We start from the raw sequence: 17367 nt of genomic DNA, 5'->3' as shown, positions 1-17367 counted from the left end.
CTTTGAACAATGTCTGACTCTTTGGTCAGGCATGTTCTGTAAGGGCAGGTCGTTAAAGCAGTCAGGCGACAGCCAACAAAAAAGGCCCATCCGAAGATGGGCCTTTTTTTGTTACCGCAAACTAACTGGATGCGATTACAAAACCGACAGCGGGTAGTCGACGATGAAACGGAACTCTTTCACGTCGCCTTCACCTTCGTCAGCGTTAGCGAAGTGCCATGCTTGACGAATACGGAAGGAAAGATCTTTTGCCGGGCCAGTCTGAACAACGTACTTGGCTTCGAAGTTGGTTTCGTTGTGCTTGCCGTCTTCGCCATACAGGCCAGCGTAAGGGCTGCCTACAGGAGTTTTGGTGCCGTCGATGTCCCAACCTTTAACGTAACGGGTCATGAAGCTCAGACCTGGAACGCCGTACTCAGCCATTTTCAGGTCGTAACGAACCTGGGCCGACTTCTCGCCAGGGGCGTTGAAGTCAGAGTACTGGATGGAGTTGGCGAGGAAGATCGAGTCGCCGCCGCGGTTGTTTTTACCCACGCCGATGTAGTCGAACGGAGTGTCACCGTTAACCTTCTGGAAGGCGAGGGTGATGGTGTGTGCTTTCATGAACGAGAAAGCGGCTGCCAGGGAGTAAGCGGTGTTGCTGATCTCGCCCGCTTTGGCGTCACCGGTATCTTTGGTGTTGTAGATGTTACCGTCCAGGTTCAGCGACTCATCGCCACCCAGCGGAATGGTGTAGTTCAGGTTGGCGTAGTACTGGTTCCAGATGTCTTCCAGCTTGGCGCCATACAGCGATGCCGACAGGTTGTCGGTGATGCCGTATTTACCACCGAAGTAGTCGATGGAGTTGGCTTCTACGCCAGCGTAGGTTGCAAACAGGCCGCCGTCACGGGCGTTGCGGTCCTGGCTGGTCGCCGAGTAGAAGTGACCGGCTTCGAGGTCAAGGTCTTTGACTTCGCTGCTCTGCAGCTGGATGCCGCTGGCAGTTTGAGGAAGGATACGGGAGCCGCCAACTGCAAACACCGGAGCGGTGCTTGGCTGCATGTCGCCGACTTTCAGCTCGGTTTTGGATACGCGGAATTTAACAGCGCCACCGGCTTTGCCCTGGCTGTCGTTGACTTCGCCATCGGCGTCGCGGCTCATGTTGCCGGTGCCGCCGGTGCCATCACCGCCGTCCAGTTTGATTGCCAGGTAACCGAATGCATCAACACCAACACCGATCAGGCCTTGGGTGTAACCGGAGCTGAAATTGCCCCAGATGCCTTGGGTCCAGTCTTTCTGGTCGGTTGCGCCATCTTTCCGGTCACGGTTGAAGTAGTAGTTGCGAACCAGCAAGTTCAAGGAGCTGTCTTCAACAATACCTTTGGCTTCAGCCTGGTCACTTACGAAAGGGGCGGCCGTAGCCAATTGGGTACTGGCTGCTGCTGCAACTGCCAGTGCGATCATGCTCCACTTCATCACGCGCATCGTGATTTGCTCCTTTGGTTTTAGAAGAGTACTGCCGTCCCACCTGTTTTATTATCTGGGCGGCTCTTTCTTTTTGTGTCGGCGCAAACTTATATCACGCCGACAATGTTGGCGATACTTGCGTATCTAACCTTTCGCCTTCTTTACGACCCTGTCGCAAACAGCGTGGTAGATGTCGCAAATTTCCAGCTCCGACGCAACCGGGCGGACAACTTTAATGCTGTTTTTTGCGCCTTGTCGTCGGTAAAAAGAGTCCTGGTGAAACGTTTGAATCTCCATCGGGCTACCTTGCCACTGTTTTTTTTGCCTGAGGGTCTCCGCTTCCAGCGGGTGCCACTCGGGCGATGTTGGGTATGAATGCAACAAGCGTGCACAAAATCGTGTTTTGTTACGCTTTTTTTCTAATTGACTGCCAAGTGCTGTAAAAACCTCATAAAACCGGGGGTTCAAGCGCTTTTAGTTTGGACTTGACGCCTTGCCTGACATCATGTTGCTCCCTTCTCATCAACAGCCTGGCAACCAGAAATGTTACCGGTTCACCCCACCACTGAGTAAATGGCGGATGTCGAAGCACCCAGCGTAGACCCACTGTGCGGTTTTGGTGCAAAAAATTTAAGCCTTGTACTGAATTCATCTCTGTCGGTCGCTTGGCTGAAGCGAACTTTTCCTTGTTGATCAGTCATTTCGGCGTTTTTTGCTTGCCGTTCGGTTCTGTAATAGTGCGCGACAGCGAAAATTGTCCCATCCGGGGGCGGCTGTCAGCTTTTTGCTGGCGCTCGTGGCCTCGATGCAAGGTTCGCCGTGAAGCCTGCGCCGTTCGCAGGTATGCTGCCGTCCGGTCGCTTGGTGCGCTGTCCTTCTTGGTGGGCGCTAAGCTGAAAATGATGACCCGGCGGGAGTACGCGCAGTGTTCGCTTTAGATCCACGACTTCAACAAGACACGTTACCGATCGGGGACTTTCCGCTCTGCCGGTTGCTGCTGTCCAACGATTCGAACTATCCCTGGTTCATCCTGGTACCTCGTCGCGAGGCTATCAGCGAGATATTTCAGTTGGATGTCGCAGAGCAGCATCAGCTTTGGCAGGAAACCACTGCGCTGTCGCAAGTGCTCAAGGATGCGTTCGATGCGGACAAGTTGAATGTGGCGGCGCTGGGCAATGTCGTCAGTCAGTTGCACATGCATGTGATTGTGCGCAAGCGCGAAGATGCTGCCTGGCCAGCGCCGGTTTGGGGTAAGCATCCGGCAAAACCCTACAGTTCGGAGCAGATCGCCGCGATTCGCGAACGTTTGCGCTTGATTTTGACCGATGATTTTACGTTTCTGGAGGGCTGAACCATGAGCCTGGAAGAGCGCGTTACCGAGCTTGAAAGCCGTCTGGCGTTTCAGGATGACACCATCCAGGCGTTGAACGATGTGCTGGTGGCGCAGCAGCGGGTGGTCGAGCGCCTGCAGTTGCAAATGGCTGCGCTGCTCAAGCGGCAGGAGGAAATGGTCGGGCAGTTCGAGTCATTCGAAGAAGAAGCGCCGCCGCCGCACTATTAAGCACGTCGCAGGCATGAAAAAACCGCGGACAGCTCGGCTGTGCGCGGTTTTTTTTAGCCTTGAATCAGCGGCGCGGCAGTGCGGCGATCACATCTTCGGCTTGCAGGCCCTTGTCACGATTCATGACGGAGAACTCCACGCGCTGGCCTTCGACCAGGACACGGTGGCCTTCACCGCGAATGGCCCGGAAGTGGACGAAGATATCGTCGCCGGAGTCGCGGGAGATGAAGCCGAAGCCTTTGGATGTGTTGAACCACTTGACGGTGCCGGTATCGCGGTTGCTCATGTCATAGCTTGGCGAGGCGGCGGCTGGTGACGACTTGTAGAAGCTGATGCCCAGGTGCAGGGCAACGGCGATCAGGGCTGCGACCAGGCTGAACAATACGGCGGGTTGACCGGCGATGACGGGCATCGGTGCGATCAGCGTCAGGGTTTGCAGGACCACGCTCAGCACCAGCAGGGCGCTGACCAGGTTTTGCAGTTGGTGACGCGGGCCTTTGTTCCAGTAAGGGATGACTGGTGCAAGCGTAAGGTTGAGCAGGCCGAAAAAGGCCAGGTACAGTGCGTCGGGTTGTTGCAGGTAAGGTAAGGCTTCGGATTGCAGGCTAGGGATGAAGGACAGCAGCAAGGCCGCTGCGCCTATCAACAGATGGACGATTTTCAACATTTTGATTAACTCACGTTAAGACAGCTCACAAGGAAGAGCTGATGGCGCACGGTTCGCTTCAAGATAATAAAGAGGCGTTGGACACGTACCCGGTATCAGCCTATGCGCCGTGCCCGGAAAAAATGGGCACTGGCGACACGCTGTCTATTTAACAGCAAAGCCGCAGGCTACTCAAATCAGGGCGTCCGGCGGCTCTTTTGGGGGCGAATTGCCGCAGGTTCTGAAGGGAACATCGCTTCGCTGCGTGGGAAAATGTCCGGAGTAGGACGTTCTCCAGGGTCTGCCAAAAGTTGTTGGCTTATCCTACGTCGAGGGTCATAAAGTCGGCTGGAAATTACCTTTGCACCTGCGTTTTTATAAGGCGACAGAACAGTTGCGCTTAAAGAAACCAGGATGGCAAAGGAGTGTCAGCGTTATGGTTTATGAAAGGCAGGAAGAGCGGCGATACGGTTCGCACAAGGATGTAAGGGTTGATCCGTTTGTTCGCGAGTTCGATATGGGACTGGCCCAGCCCTTGTCCCGCTCCGTACGATTGAATGGCTTCGCCACCTGTTTGCGGCTTGAGCAGGTTTATTGGGATATTTTAGGGGAGATGGCCCGGGTCAACGGTTGCTCGGTCAATAACCTGTTATCTCATGTGGATCGCGAAGTTCACTTGCGCCATGGCGGGGTAAGGAACTTCAGCGGATTGGTGCGGGTTGTCTGTGTCGTGCACAGTCTCAAGGAAGGGGGTTGCATCGCCATGTCCTAGTCAGGACGGCGAAAACAGCAGAGTGTCGGTCTGTGCAGTCTTACGGCTGCACAGGCCGCATTTAATGGATATAATCCCGCTCTTTGCCGCAAAACCCTGCGTGTGCGGTAGCAATCTGATCGCCGAGACAACCTCCATGCCGATGTACGATTATCAATGTGCTTCCTGTGGTCATCAGTTGGAAGCCATTCAAAAGATCAGCGATGCACCGCTGGTCGACTGCCCTGCCTGTCAGGCGCCAGAGCTTAAAAAGTTGCTGTCCATGCCGGGCTTCCGCCTCAGCGGCACGGGTTGGTACGAAACCGATTTCAAGACCGGTTCCAAGAAGAACCTGGCCGGCGGCGACAAAGCTGACTAAGGCCCGGCCCCTGAGTTGTGACCTGAGTTGAACGACACGCGTGGGTTCTTGCATCATCCCGTAGCGGATGTGCCCAAGGCCTCCAACCGAATTTCGAATTACGAGAAGTGAAACCACGACCATGATGCGCAGCCATTATTGCGGCCAACTGAACGAAAGCCTGGACGGCCAGGAAATTACCCTTTGCGGATGGGTTCACCGTCGCCGTGACCACGGTGGGGTGATTTTCCTCGATATCCGTGATCGTGATGGTCTGGCCCAGGTCGTGTTCGATCCGGACCGCGCTGAAACCTTCGCCGCTGCCGATCGCGTGCGCAGCGAGTACGTTGTGAAGATCACCGGCAAGGTTCGCTTGCGTCCGGCCGGTGCGACCAACGCCAACATGGCGTCGGGCATGATCGAAGTCCTGGGTTACGAGCTGGAAGTGCTGAACGAATCGGAAACCCCGCCGTTCCCGTTGAACGAGTTCTCCGACGTCGGCGAAGAAACCCGCCTGCGCTATCGCTTCCTCGACCTGCGTCGCCCGGAAATGGCCGAGAAGCTGCGTCTGCGTTCGCGCATGACCACCAGCATCCGCCGCTTCCTGGACGAAAACGGCTTCCTCGACGTCGAGACGCCGATCCTGACCCGTGCTACCCCGGAAGGCGCGCGCGACTACCTGGTGCCGAGCCGTACTCACGCCGGTTCGTTCTTCGCCCTGCCGCAATCGCCGCAGCTGTTCAAGCAACTGCTGATGGTGGCCGGCTTCGACCGTTACTACCAGATCGCCAAGTGCTTCCGTGACGAAGACCTGCGCGCCGACCGCCAGCCGGAATTCACCCAGATCGACATCGAGACCAGCTTCCTCGATGAAAAAGAGATCATGGGTCTGACCGAGCAAATGATCCGCAACCTGTTCAAGGAAGTGCTGGGCCTGGAATTCGGCGAGTTCCCGCACATGACCTTCGAAGAAGCCATGCGCCGCTACGGTTCCGACAAGCCAGACCTGCGTAACCCGCTGGAACTGGTGGACGTGGCCGACCAGCTCAAGGAAGTCGACTTCAAGGTGTTCAGCGGCCCGGCCAACGACCCGAAATGCCGCATCGCCGCCCTGCGCGTGCCTGGCGGCGCGAGCATGCCGCGCAAGCAGATCGACGACTACACCAAGTTTGTCGGCATCTACGGTGCCAAGGGCCTGGCGTACATCAAGGTCAACGAACGCGCCAAGGGCGTTGAAGGCCTGCAGTCGCCAATCGTGAAGAACATCCCTGAAGACAACCTCAATGTGATCCTCGATCGCGTCGGTGCGGTCGACGGCGACATCGTGTTCTTCGGCGCCGACAAGGCGAAGATCGTCAGCGAAGCCCTGGGCGCGCTGCGGATCAAGCTCGGCCACGACCTGGACCTGCTGACCTGCAAGTGGGCGCCAATGTGGGTCGTCGACTTCCCGATGTTCGAAGAAAACGACGACGGCAGCTTCACCGCCTTGCACCACCCGTTCACCGCACCGAAGTGCACCCCGCAAGAGCTGGAAGCCAACCCGGCTGGCGCTCTGTCCCGTGCCTACGACATGGTGTTGAACGGTACCGAACTGGGTGGCGGTTCGATCCGTATCCACCGTAAAGAGATGCAGCAGTCGGTATTCCGTCTGTTGGGTATCAACGAAGCAGAACAGGAAGAGAAATTCGGCTTCCTGCTCGACGCCCTGAAATACGGTGCGCCGCCGCACGGTGGCTTGGCCTTCGGCCTGGACCGTCTGGTGATGCTGATGACCGGCGCCCAGTCGATCCGTGAAGTGATCGCCTTCCCGAAAACCCAGAGCGCGGCAGATGTCATGACTCAGGCACCGGGCCAGGTGGATGCCAAGGCATTGCGCGAGCTGCACATACGTCTGCGCGAAACGCCTAAGGCCGAGTAAGGCTGACCTGAAGGGCGCATCTGTGGATGCGCCCTTTCTTTATAGATAGAGCAGTTCAAGATTTTTGTTTGCCGGCCGGCGCAATACAGCGCAGCGGGCAATGTTTCAAAGAGAATTCGGAGCGAGTTATGGCAGGTCATTCCAAGTGGGCGAACATCAAGCACCGCAAAGAACGTCAGGATGCCAAGAGGGGCAAGATCTTCACCAAGTGGATTCGTGAGCTGACCGTCGCTGCCCGTCAGGGTGGGGGTGATCCAGGCTCCAATCCGCGTCTGCGCCTGGCCCTGGACAAGGCCCTGGGTGCGAACATGAGCCGCGATATCATCGATCGTGCTGTCGCCCGCGGTACCGGCGCTGCCGACACCGACGACGTGGTCGAGCTGACCTACGAAGGTTACGGCCCGGGCGGCGTGGCGGTGATGGTCGAATGCATGACCGACAACCGTAACCGTACCGCGGCCGCTGTTCGCCATGCGTTCAGCAAGTGCGGCGGCAACCTGGGGACTGACGGTTCGGTGGCCTATCTGTTCGAACGCAAGGGGCAGATCTCCTTTGCTGCCGGCGTTGACGAAGACGCGCTGATGGAAGCCGCCATGGAAGCCGACGCCGATGACGTGGTGACCAACGAAGACGGTTCGATCGACGTGTTCACCTCGTTTGCCGGGTTCTATTCCGTGCGTAACGCACTGGAAGCGGCGGGCTTCAAGGGTGACGACGCGGAAATCGTCATGTTGCCGACCACCAGCGCCGAGCTTGATCTGGAGGGCGCCGAGAAAGTCCTCAAGCTGATCGATATGCTCGAAGACCTGGATGACGTGCAGAACGTCTATTCCAATGCGGAAATCCCGGAGTCGGTGGCTGCACAGCTCGGCTAAAGGGCAACAATGTCCCATGTGGGAGCGGGCTTGCTCGCGAACGCGGATTTGCAGGCAACATTGTTGCTGAATATGAAACCGCTTTCGCGAGCAAGCCCGCTCCCACATTTGTTATTCATTGTATTGAATATCGTGCTTTTACTGAGCCTGCAGGCGTTATGACTTTAATTCTTGGTATCGACCCCGGTTCGCGCATCACCGGTTACGGTGTGGTTCGTGATACCGGCCGTGGCTGTGAGTACGTCGCCTCCGGTTGTATCCGCACCGGTGCCGGCGAACTGCATGAGCGACTGCAGATTGTCTATCGCGGGGTGCGGGAGATCATTCAGACGTACCATCCGGTGACCATGGGGATCGAAAAGGTGTTCATGGCCCGTAACGCCGATTCCGCCCTGAAACTGGGGCAGGCCCGTGGCGCTGCGATCGTGGCAGGGGCCGAGGAAAGCCTGGAAATTGCCGAATACACCGCAACCCAGGTCAAGCAGGCGGTCGTCGGCACCGGTGCGGCCAACAAGGAGCAGGTGCAAATGATGGTCATGCACATGCTCAAGCTCACCAGCAAACCGCAGATCGATGCCTCGGACGCCCTGGCCATTGCCATCTGCCATGCTCATACCCGTTCCAGCCTGCTGCCCCATGGGCTGGGAGCTGCACGCAGTCGTGGCGGGCGCCTGCGTCTCTGATAGCATCAGCAATCATTTTTATGGAGTGAGGGCGTTCCGCCTGTGTTGTCGGCGGTAATCCCTCGCTCTATCAGTCGCTGGCCAAGAGCTGGCCAACGCTCAAGGATTTGTAACGTGATTGGACGTTTGCGCGGCACCCTGGCTGAGAAGCAGCCTCCCCATCTGATTCTGGATGTAAATGGCCTGGGCTATGAACTTGAAGTGCCCATGACGACCCTTTACCGCTTGCCGTCGGTCGGTGAGCCGCTAACCTTGCATACCCATTTGGTCGTGCGCGAAGACGCACAGTTACTCTATGGTTTTGTCGGCAAGCGTGAGCGCGACTTTTTTCGTGAATTGATCCGCCTCAACGGCGTCGGGCCGAAACTGGCCCTGGCCTTGATGTCGAGCCTGGAAGTCGACGAACTGGTTCGCTGCGTACAGTCCCAGGACACTTCGGCGCTGACCAAGGTCCCGGGCGTCGGCAAGAAAACCGCCGAGCGCTTGCTGGTGGAACTCAAGGATCGCTTCAAGGCCTGGGAAACCGTACCGGCCATGTTCGCCCTGGTGCCGAACCAGCCGGATGGGCCGGCCCCGGTGAACACTGCCGAGACTGACGCCGTCAGCGCCTTGATTTCCCTGGGCTACAAGCCCCAGGAAGCGAGCAAGGCGGTGTCTGCGATCAAGGAGAAAGATTTGAGCAGTGAAGACATGATCCGCCGCGCCTTGAAGGGAATGATCTAAGTGATTGAAGCTGATCGTCTGATCGCTGCCACGCACAGCCCGCGTGAGCGCGAAGAAGTCCAGGACCGCGCGATTCGCCCGGTCAGCCTGGCTGAATACATTGGCCAGCCGACCGTTCGCGAGCAGATGGAGTTGTTCATTCAGGCCGCTCGCGGTCGTAACGAATCCCTGGATCACACGCTGATCTTCGGCCCCCCCGGCCTGGGCAAGACCACCCTCGCCAACATCATCGCCCAGGAGATGGGCGTGTCGATCAAGAGCACCTCGGGGCCGGTGCTGGAGCGCCCCGGTGACCTGGCGGCGCTGTTGACCAACCTTGAGCCTCACGATGTGCTGTTTATCGACGAAATCCATCGCCTGTCGCCCATCGTTGAAGAGGTGCTGTACCCGGCCATGGAGGATTTCCAGCTCGACATCATGATCGGCGAAGGCCCGGCCGCGCGTTCGATCAAGCTCGATCTGCCGCCGTTCACCCTGGTGGGCGCAACGACGCGGGCGGGGATGCTCACCAACCCGTTGCGTGACCGTTTCGGCATCGTTCAGCGTCTTGAGTTCTACAATAACGCCGACTTGTCGACGATTGTCAGTCGTTCGGCGAGCATCCTCGGTTTGCCGCTGGACCCGGAAGGCGCCTTCGAAATCGCCCGCCGTGCCCGTGGCACCCCACGAATCGCCAACCGTTTGCTGCGCCGGGTGCGCGACTTCGCCGAAGTTCGCGCCAAGGGGCATATCACCAAGCCGATTGCCGACCTGGCGCTGAACCTGCTGGACGTCGACGAGCGTGGCTTCGATCACCAGGACCGGCGTCTGTTGTTGACCATGATCGAGAAATTCGACGGCGGGCCAGTCGGGGTCGACAGCCTGGCCGCCGCCATCAGCGAAGAGCGTCACACCATTGAAGACGTGCTGGAGCCTTATCTGATCCAGCAGGGCTACATCATGCGCACGCCTCGGGGGCGGGTGGTGACGCGGCATGCCTACCTGCATTTCGGTTTAAACATTCCGTCACGATTGGGTGAAATGCCCGTGGTAGACGAGTTCCTCGATGCTGCTGACGATTAATTAACGTTGCGTTCTGATTTTTTCGGGCAATGTAGGGTCCCAGGACCGTACTTTCACGAGAAAGCCGCAGAACAATGAAAAACAGTTGCCATGCCGGATTGGCAACCTGAGGAGTAAGCACTAGAGTATGCGCGCGCAAAACGGGCTTGAGCCTTTCGCACATCGTTGTCGCGTTTATTACGAGGACACCGATGCGGGGGGCATCGTGTATTACGTTAATTACCTCAAGTTTATGGAACGGGCTCGAACCGAGCGGCTACGAGATCTGGGCTTTGCCCAATCCACGCTTGCCGGTGAGGACCTGTTGTTCGTCGTGCATTCCAGCGAAGCGCGCTACCACGCGCCGGCGCGACTGGATGACGAACTGCTGGTAAGCGCTGAAGTAATCGAATTGAACCGTGCCAGCCTTCGCTTCAAGCAGCAGGTCAGGCGGGCAACGGATAATGCACTGCTCTGCGAAGGGCAGTTTCTGGTGGCCTGTGTGCGCACCGACAGTTTGAAACCCCGGGCCATTCCCGAAGCTCTACGAGCGGCCTTTGCCGACGTGAGCGGCGCGGGTACACACTCAAAGCAGGAGATAAAGCGTGGAAGCTAACGTCGTCGACCATTCCTCCATGTGGAGCCTGGTCAGCAATGCCAGTATCGTGGTGCAACTGGTAATGCTGATCCTGGTAGCCGCATCGGTGACCTCGTGGATCATGATCTTTCAGCGCAGCAACCTGCTGCGCGCCGGTCGACGTGCCCTGGAGAGCTTCGAAGAGCGCTTCTGGTCGGGTATCGACCTGTCCAAGCTGTACCGTCAGGCCGGCAGCAATCCGGACCCTGATTCGGGTGTCGAGCAAATCTTCCGTGCCGGTTTCAAGGAGTTCTCCCGTCTGCGCCAGCAGTCAGGCGTTGACCCGGAAGCGGTCATGGAAGGCGTGGCCCGTGCCATGCGCGTCGCCATTTCCCGCGAAGAAGAAAAGCTCGAGCAGAGCCTGCCTTTCCTGGCCACCGTTGGTTCCGTCAGCCCGTACATCGGTCTGTTCGGTACGGTCTGGGGGATCATGAACTCCTTCCGCGGTCTGGCGACCGCCCAGCAAGCGACCCTGGCCACTGTGGCCCCGGGTATCGCCGAAGCACTGATTGCCACCGCGATCGGTCTGTTCGCTGCCATTCCAGCCGTTATCGCTTACAACCGTTTTGCTGCGCGCAGTGAAACCCTGCTGGGCCGCTACTACACCTTCGCCGACGAGTTCCAGGCGATCCTGCACCGCAAAGTGCACACCAGCGAAGAATAAGCAGGTAATTTCCAATGGCTTTAATCGCTCGAGCTCGCAAAAAGCGCAAGCCGGTCGCCGAGATGAACGTGGTGCCTTACATCGACGTGATGTTGGTGCTGCTGGTCATCTTCATGGTGACCGCGCCGATGCTCAATCAGGGCGTGAAAGTTGATCTGCCCAAGGTTTCCAGCGAAGCCTTGCCGCAGGACAACAACACCCAGGTCCTGACCATTTCCATCAAATCCGACAAGACCTACTACTGGAACCTTGGTAGCGAAGTCGACACCGAAAAGCAGCAGGATCGGGCCATGACCCTGCCGCAGATGACTGACGCGGTGACCAAGATCATTCGCGTCGGCAACGAAGGCGGCAAGCGTACCCAGGTCTTCATCCGCGGCGACAAGAGTGTCGATTACGGCTCCGTCATGGGCGCCATGGGCGGGTTGCAGAAAGCCGGGGTCGGTAATGTTGGCTTGATTACCGAGGCGCCCTGATGCAGCAACAGCGAGAGCCGTCCGCCTCGGAAAGCTACTTCTGGCCTAGTGTCTGGGCGATTGGCTTGCACGTGCTGGTGTTCGGCATGCTGTTCGTCAGTTTTGCCTTTACCCCGGAACTGCCGCCGGCCAAGCCGATTGTCCAGGCGACCTTGTACCAGCTGAAATCGAAAAGTCGGGCCACCACCCAGACCAATCAGAAGATTGCCGGTGAGGCGCAGAAATCTGCTGCGCGTCAGACCGAAGTCGAGCAGATGGAACAGAAAAAGGTCGAGCAGGAAGCGGTGAAGGCTGCGGAACAAAAGAAAGAAGAGGCGGCTCAAAAGGCCGAAGAAGCCAAGAAGGCCGACGAGGCGAAGAAAGCGGACGAGGCGAAAAAGGCTGATGAAGCCAAGAAAGCCGACGATGCGAAGAAAACCGCGGAAGCCAAGAAGGCAGAAGAGAAACAATTGGCTGATATAGCCAAGAAGAAAGCTGAAGAAGAAGCCAAGAAGGCTGCTGAAGAAGAGGCCAAGAAAGCGGCCGCTGAAGAAGCCAAGAAAAAGATCGTCGAAGACGCGAAGAAGAAAGCCGCGGAAGACGCCAAGAAGAAAGCTGAAGCTGAAGAGGCGAAGAAGAAAGTCGCCGAGGAAGCGAAGAAGAAAGCTGCTGCCGATGCTGCGAAGAAGAAATCGCAGGACGCGGCACGTAAATCCGCCGAAGACAAAAAGGCCCAGGCCTTGGCAGATTTGCTTTCCGACACGCCGCAGCGTCAGCAGGCGTTGGCCGATGAGCAGGGCGACGAAGTCGCCGGCAGTTTCGATGACCTGATTCGTGCGCGTGCAGCGGAAGGCTGGGCTCGTCCACCTTCGGCACGCAAAGGCATGACGGTCGTATTGCAAATCGGCATGTTGCCGGACGGTACGGTGACTTCGGTCAACGTGTCCAAGTCCAGTGGCGACGGTCCGTTTGACGCCTCGGCTGTTGCAGCGGTGAAGAATATTGGACGTTTGACAGAAATGCAGGGAATGAAGCCGAGTGATTTCGCTCCGTATCGTTCATTCAAGATGACATTCACACCTGAGGATCTAGCCTTGTGAGAAACCTTCTTCGAGGAATGCTGGTCGTTATCTGCTGCATGGCAGGGATGGCGATGGCAGATGAGAAAAACATTCTGGTTACCAGTGGCAGCGATCGGGCGACCCCGATCGCCGTAGTACCGTTCGGCTTCCAGGGCGGTAGCGTGCTGCCGGACGATATGGCGGAAATCATCGGTAACGACCTGCGCAACTCGGGTTACTACTCGCCGCTTCCAAAGCAGAACATGATCAGCCAGCCGAGCCAGGCCAGCGAAATCATCTTCCGCGACTTCAAGGCGCTGGGTGCCCAGTACGTCATGGTCGGCAGCATTGTGCCGGCGGGCGGTCGCCTGCAGGTGCAATACGCACTGTTCAACGTGGCCACCGAGCAGCAAGTGCTGACCGGCAGCGTATCCGGCGGCGTCGATCAGTTGCGCGACATGGCGCACTACATCTCCGACCAGTCGTTCGAAAAGCTCACGGGTATCAAGGGTGCCTTCTCGACTCGCCTGCTGTACGTAACGGCCGAGCGTTTCTCCGAGAACAACACTCGATACACCCTGCAACGTTCGGACTACGACGGTGCTCGCGCCGTGACCCTGCTGCAGTCGCGCGAGCCGATCCTGTCGCCGCGTTTCGCACCGGATGGCAAGCGCATCGCTTATGTCTCCTTCGAGCAGAAGCGTCCACGCATCTTCATGCAGAACATCGACACCGGTCGCCGTGAGCAGATCACCAACTTCGAAGGCCTGAACGGTGCGCCAGCCTGGTCACCGGATGGCAACCGCCTGGCATTCGTACTGTCGAAAGACGGCAACCCGGACATCTATGTGATGAACCTGGGTTCGCGTCAGATCAGCCGCGTTACCAACGGTCCTGGCATCAACACCGAACCGTTCTGGGGCAAGGACGGCTCGACCATCTACTTCACGTCCGACCGTGGCGGCAAACCGCAGATCTACAAGACCAGTGCCGGTGGTGGCGGTGCCGAACGCGTGACTTTCGTCGGTAACTACAACGCCAACCCTAAACTTTCGGCTGATGAAAAGACGCTTGTCATGATTCACCGTCAGGATGGCTTCACCAATTTCAAGGTGGCGGCCCAGGATTTGCAGCGCGGTAGCGTAAAAATCCTCACTGATAGCACTCTGGACGAGTCGCCTACTGTCGCGCCCAACGGCACCATGGTAATCTACGCCACCCGCCAGCAGGGCCGGGGAGTCTTGATGCTCGTGTCCATCAATGGACGCGTAAGGCTCCCGCTTCCTACCGCACAAGGCGAAGTCAGAGAACCTTCCTGGTCCCCTTACCTGAACTGACGCGGCGCTATACGTTGTACTTAACACACTGGGGTTCATTAGGAGTTTCACGATGGAAATGCTGAAGTTTGGTAAATTTGCTGCGCTGGCACTGGCCATGGCTGTAGCTGTAGGTTGCTCGTCCAAAGGCGGCGACAATGCCGGTGAAGGCGCGGTAGATCCAAACGCTGGTTACGGCGCAAACACTGGTGCAGTTGACGGCTCCCTGAGCGAAGAAGCTGCACTGCGCGCTATCACCACTTTCTACTTCGAATACGACAGTTCGGACCTGAAGCCAGAAGCCATGCGCGCTCTGGACGTTCACGCCAAAGACCTGAAAGCAAACGGCGCTCGCGTTGTTCTGGAAGGCAACACCGACGAACGTGGTACTCGTGAGTACAACATGGCACTGGGCGAGCGTCGTGCGAAAGCCGTTCAGCGCTACCTGGTACTGCAAGGTGTTTCCCCAGCTCAGCTGGAACTGGTTTCCTACGGCGAAGAGCGTCCAGTTGCTACCGGCAACGACGAGCAGTCCTGGGCTCAAAACCGTCGCGTCGAACTGCGTAAGTAATTCGTCATGCGAACGTGCCGTCGTGCTGTAACTGTTCTGGCTCTCAGCCTCGCGCCGCTTGCGGTGTGGGCTGCGGTTCCTGTGGTCGATAACGACTCCGGCTATAACAATAGCGGGAGCAGTTATCCGCCTGCAGGTTACGGTACGAACGGCGCCTATGCCGGGGGAGGGGTTTCGGCCCCTGTCTCGGCACAGGGCGAGCTGTTCAACCAACTGCAATCAATGCAGCAACAGATCGAGCGCCAGCAAGGTGCGATCGAAGTTCTGCAAAATGATGTAGCGCGCATGAAGCAGGAAAACCTGGAGCGATACCAGGATCTTGATCGGCGCATAGGAACCGGCGTTGCACCAGCCGCGACTCCTGAGAATTCTTCCACCGGTGGTGATTTGAATGCCGCTGGTGCAGCAGGTGCGGCAGCTGGCGCAGCCGCCGCTCAAGCACCTGCCGCGGGTAGCGAACCGGCGGATCCGGCGAAGGAAAAGCTCTATTACGATGCTGCCTTCGACCTGATCAAGGCCAAGGATTTCGACAAGGCCAGCCAGGCTTTTGCCGCTTTCCTGCGCAAATACCCGAACAGCCAGTACGCGGGCAACGCCCAATACTGGTTGGGCGAAGTGAACCTGGCCAAAGGCGATCTGCAAGGCGCAGGTCAGGCATTTGCCAAGGTTTCGCAGCTGTATCCCAAGCACGCCAAAGTGCCGGACTCGCTGTACAAGCTCGCTGATGTAGAGCGTCGCCTGGGTCATACCGACCGGGTCAAAGGCATTCTGCAGCAGGTGGTGTCCCAATATCCGGGCACTTCCGCCGCTCAGCTGGCCCAGCGCGATCTGCAAAAAATGTAAGCCTGCTTGACCCGTTTCAAAGAAACCCGCGCTTGTCGCGGGTTTTTTCGTTAGAATTCACGCCCTTTTTATGAAACACGCTTTTAGGGGCCTGCGCTTTGCCGGGGTTCCTTCAAGTGCCTGACGGAGGCGGACAGCCTGTTTAGCTGTTACGCCCGTGGCGACTATGCAAGACACATTGAGAATCACCGAAGTTTTCTACTCGTTGCAGGGTGAAACGCGGACTGCCGGCCTGCCCACTGTTTTTGTGCGCCTGACCGGTTGCCCTCTGCGTTGCCAATACTGCGACAGCGCCTACGCGTTCACCGGCGGAACCATTCGCACGCTCGACGACATCCTCGAGCAGGTCGCCGGTTTCCGTCCGCGATACGTCTGCGTCACGGGCGGCGAGCCCTTGGCGCAACCCAACGCCATTCCCTTGCTCAAGCGCTTGTGTGACGCCGGTTACGAAGTGTCACTGGAAACCAGTGGCTCCATCGATATCTCGGCAGTAGATTCCCGGGTCAGTCGCGTTGTCGACCTGAAAACCCCGGGTTCGAAGGAAGCACACCGCAATCGCTACGAAAACATCGAGCTGCTCACGCCCAACGATCAGGTGAAGTTTGTCATCTGCTCGCGAGAGGACTATGACTGGTCCGTTTCCAAACTGATCCAGTACGGTCTTGACCAGCGTGCCGGTGAAGTCCTGTTCTCGCCAAGTCACCATGATCTCAATGCCCGGGATCTGGCGGACTGGGTGGTGGCGGACAACCTGCCAGTGCGTTTGCAATTGCAGCTGCATAAATATCTATGGAATGACGAGCCGGGGCGCTGAAATGACTGAACAACTCAATACTGCTGAAAAACGTGCGGTCATCCTGCTGTCCGGTGGCCTGGACTCGGCGACCGTCGTGGCCATGGCGCGCGCCGAAGGCTACAGCTGCTACACCATGAGCTTCGACTACGGTCAGCGCTCTCACGCCGAACTGTACGCCGCCGAGCGTGTGGCGCGGGACCTGGGTGTGGTCGAGCACAAGGTGATCGGCCTGAACCTGAACGGCATGGGCGGCTCGGCCCTGACCGACAGCAGCATCGATATTCCAGAGGAGCTGGGTGAAGGCATTCCCGTGACGTACGTGCCTGCGCGTAACACGGTGTTCCTGTCCCTGGCCCTGGGCTGGGCAGAGGTACTTGGCGCACGGGACATCTTCATCGGCGTCAATGCGGTGGATTACTCCGGTTACCCGGACTGCCGTCCCGAGTTCATCGAGTCGTTCGAGCGCATGGCCAACCTGGCAACCAAGGCCGGCGTGGAAGGCAATGGTTTCCGCATCCAGGCACCGCTGCAAAACCTCAGCAAGGCGCAGATCGTCCAGGAGGGCGTGAAGCTTGGCGTGAACTACGGACTGACCGTTTCCTGCTATCAGGCCGACGATAACGGTCGTGCGTGCGGCAAGTGCGACAGCTGCCGACTGCGTGCGGAAGGCTTTGCGGCGGCCGGAATCAGCGATCCAACCCCTTATTTTTGATTTATTTCAAAATAGGTGTTGAATAGTCCTTAAAAATCAGTATTATACGCGCCACCACACAGCGGGTCGTTAGCTCAGTTGGTAGAGCAGTTGGCTTTTAACCAATTGGTCGTAGGTTCGAATCCCACACGACCCACCATTTTTGGCGGTTTAGAAAATCCGGAAGGCCCACGCAAGTGAGGATTTCCGGGTTTTTTTTTGCCCGCGATTCAAGTCCGCCGCGCTGCGGGCTGCTGCGTATGACGCAGGTCAGAATCACCTTTTGCATCCGTCGGATATTCTGTAGCCTTGCGCAGCTTCAACGCTGTCC

20 protein-coding genes and 1 tRNA gene are annotated in these 17367 nt (G+C 57.8%); 19 read left to right on the top strand and 2 right to left on the bottom strand.

All coding sequences use genetic code 11. The features are described 5' to 3' along the window. Positions 1 to 135: 135 nt before the first annotated feature. Positions 136 to 1464 (bottom strand): OprD family porin, encoded by a 1329-nt coding sequence (locus AC3IP0_RS22490; RefSeq protein WP_007977342.1) that lies wholly within the window; start codon positions 1462 to 1464, stop codon positions 136 to 138. Between the two features lie 907 nt (positions 1465 to 2371). On the opposite strand from AC3IP0_RS22490, the gene AC3IP0_RS22485 reads away from it, so the two are divergent. Further along, on the top strand, positions 2372 to 2797 hold the full coding sequence (locus AC3IP0_RS22485; protein ID WP_489317039.1) for an HIT domain-containing protein: 426 nt from the start codon (positions 2372 to 2374) through the stop codon (positions 2795 to 2797). A 3-nt stretch (positions 2798 to 2800) separates the two neighbouring features. Next, the gene (locus AC3IP0_RS22480) at positions 2801 to 3007 is read left to right on the top strand and encodes a SlyX family protein (RefSeq protein ID WP_008052459.1); all 207 of its coding nucleotides are present in this window, start codon (positions 2801 to 2803) and stop codon (positions 3005 to 3007) included. 64 nt (positions 3008 to 3071) lie between these two features. On the opposite strand, the gene AC3IP0_RS22475 is transcribed toward AC3IP0_RS22480, so the two are convergent. Then, complete coding sequence (locus tag AC3IP0_RS22475) at positions 3072 to 3674, bottom strand: cold-shock protein (RefSeq protein ID WP_008052457.1); 603 nt, start codon at positions 3672 to 3674, stop codon at positions 3072 to 3074. 415 nt (positions 3675 to 4089) lie between these two features. On the opposite strand from AC3IP0_RS22475, the gene AC3IP0_RS22470 reads away from it, so the two are divergent. The 17 genes from AC3IP0_RS22470 to AC3IP0_RS22390 all read left to right on the top strand — a co-directional run bounded on the left by AC3IP0_RS22470 (position 4090) and on the right by AC3IP0_RS22390 (position 17196). Beyond that, positions 4090 to 4425, top strand: a complete 336-nt coding sequence (locus tag AC3IP0_RS22470; protein ID WP_489319815.1) for a ribbon-helix-helix domain-containing protein — start codon at positions 4090 to 4092, stop codon at positions 4423 to 4425. Between the two features lie 136 nt (positions 4426 to 4561). Further along, positions 4562 to 4783, top strand: coding sequence for an FmdB family zinc ribbon protein (locus AC3IP0_RS22465; protein ID WP_032829812.1), 222 nt, complete (start codon positions 4562 to 4564; stop codon positions 4781 to 4783). Positions 4784 to 4904: 121 nt separating this feature from the next. Next, positions 4905 to 6680 (top strand): aspartate--tRNA ligase, encoded by a 1776-nt coding sequence (aspS, locus tag AC3IP0_RS22460; RefSeq protein ID WP_007995642.1) that lies wholly within the window; start codon positions 4905 to 4907, stop codon positions 6678 to 6680. A gap of 128 nt (positions 6681 to 6808) precedes the next feature. Then, on the top strand, positions 6809 to 7555 hold the full coding sequence (locus AC3IP0_RS22455; protein WP_007995641.1) for a YebC/PmpR family DNA-binding transcriptional regulator: 747 nt from the start codon (positions 6809 to 6811) through the stop codon (positions 7553 to 7555). A 158-nt stretch (positions 7556 to 7713) separates the two neighbouring features. Then, positions 7714 to 8238: a crossover junction endodeoxyribonuclease RuvC gene (gene ruvC / locus AC3IP0_RS22450; protein ID WP_008015799.1), complete on the top strand. Its 525-nt coding sequence runs from the start codon at positions 7714 to 7716 to the stop codon at positions 8236 to 8238. A 114-nt stretch (positions 8239 to 8352) separates the two neighbouring features. Further along, positions 8353 to 8961, top strand: a complete 609-nt coding sequence (gene ruvA, locus AC3IP0_RS22445; RefSeq protein ID WP_008052450.1) for a Holliday junction branch migration protein RuvA — start codon at positions 8353 to 8355, stop codon at positions 8959 to 8961. Further along, positions 8962 to 10023, top strand: a complete 1062-nt coding sequence (gene ruvB / locus AC3IP0_RS22440; RefSeq protein WP_008015800.1) for a Holliday junction branch migration DNA helicase RuvB — start codon at positions 8962 to 8964, stop codon at positions 10021 to 10023. It begins immediately after the preceding gene. A gap of 127 nt (positions 10024 to 10150) precedes the next feature. Next, complete coding sequence (ybgC, locus tag AC3IP0_RS22435) at positions 10151 to 10618, top strand: tol-pal system-associated acyl-CoA thioesterase (protein ID WP_111279875.1); 468 nt, start codon at positions 10151 to 10153, stop codon at positions 10616 to 10618. Next, positions 10608 to 11303: a protein TolQ gene (gene tolQ / locus AC3IP0_RS22430; RefSeq protein WP_007897030.1), complete on the top strand. Its 696-nt coding sequence runs from the start codon at positions 10608 to 10610 to the stop codon at positions 11301 to 11303. Before ybgC ends, tolQ begins: the two co-directional genes overlap by 11 nt. 23 nt (positions 11304 to 11326) lie before the next feature. Next, positions 11327 to 11779: a protein TolR gene (tolR, locus tag AC3IP0_RS22425; protein ID WP_162135951.1), complete on the top strand. Its 453-nt coding sequence runs from the start codon at positions 11327 to 11329 to the stop codon at positions 11777 to 11779. Next, positions 11779 to 12858: a cell envelope integrity protein TolA gene (gene tolA / locus AC3IP0_RS22420; RefSeq protein WP_150726711.1), complete on the top strand. Its 1080-nt coding sequence runs from the start codon at positions 11779 to 11781 to the stop codon at positions 12856 to 12858. Before tolR ends, tolA begins: the two co-directional genes overlap by 1 nt. Positions 12859 to 12875: 17 nt before the next feature. After that, complete coding sequence (tolB, locus tag AC3IP0_RS22415) at positions 12876 to 14156, top strand: Tol-Pal system beta propeller repeat protein TolB (protein ID WP_167362903.1); 1281 nt, start codon at positions 12876 to 12878, stop codon at positions 14154 to 14156. A gap of 52 nt (positions 14157 to 14208) precedes the next feature. Beyond that, complete coding sequence (gene pal, locus AC3IP0_RS22410) at positions 14209 to 14706, top strand: peptidoglycan-associated lipoprotein Pal (protein WP_003178634.1); 498 nt, start codon at positions 14209 to 14211, stop codon at positions 14704 to 14706. 6 nt (positions 14707 to 14712) lie between these two features. After that, positions 14713 to 15549, top strand: a complete 837-nt coding sequence (gene ybgF / locus AC3IP0_RS22405) for a tol-pal system protein YbgF (protein WP_489317037.1) — start codon at positions 14713 to 14715, stop codon at positions 15547 to 15549. Between the two features lie 166 nt (positions 15550 to 15715). After that, positions 15716 to 16363: a 7-carboxy-7-deazaguanine synthase QueE gene (queE, locus tag AC3IP0_RS22400; RefSeq protein ID WP_007995628.1), complete on the top strand. Its 648-nt coding sequence runs from the start codon at positions 15716 to 15718 to the stop codon at positions 16361 to 16363. A gap of 1 nt (position 16364) precedes the next feature. After that, complete coding sequence (gene queC, locus AC3IP0_RS22395) at positions 16365 to 17057, top strand: 7-cyano-7-deazaguanine synthase QueC (RefSeq protein WP_489317036.1); 693 nt, start codon at positions 16365 to 16367, stop codon at positions 17055 to 17057. A 63-nt stretch (positions 17058 to 17120) separates the two neighbouring features. Continuing rightward, positions 17121 to 17196, top strand: a tRNA-Lys gene (locus AC3IP0_RS22390). Positions 17197 to 17367: the final 171 nt, after the last annotated feature.

Source organism: Pseudomonas sp. GL_103 (genome assembly GCF_057835175.1).
This window is presented reverse-complemented; position numbering and strand designations above follow the sequence as displayed.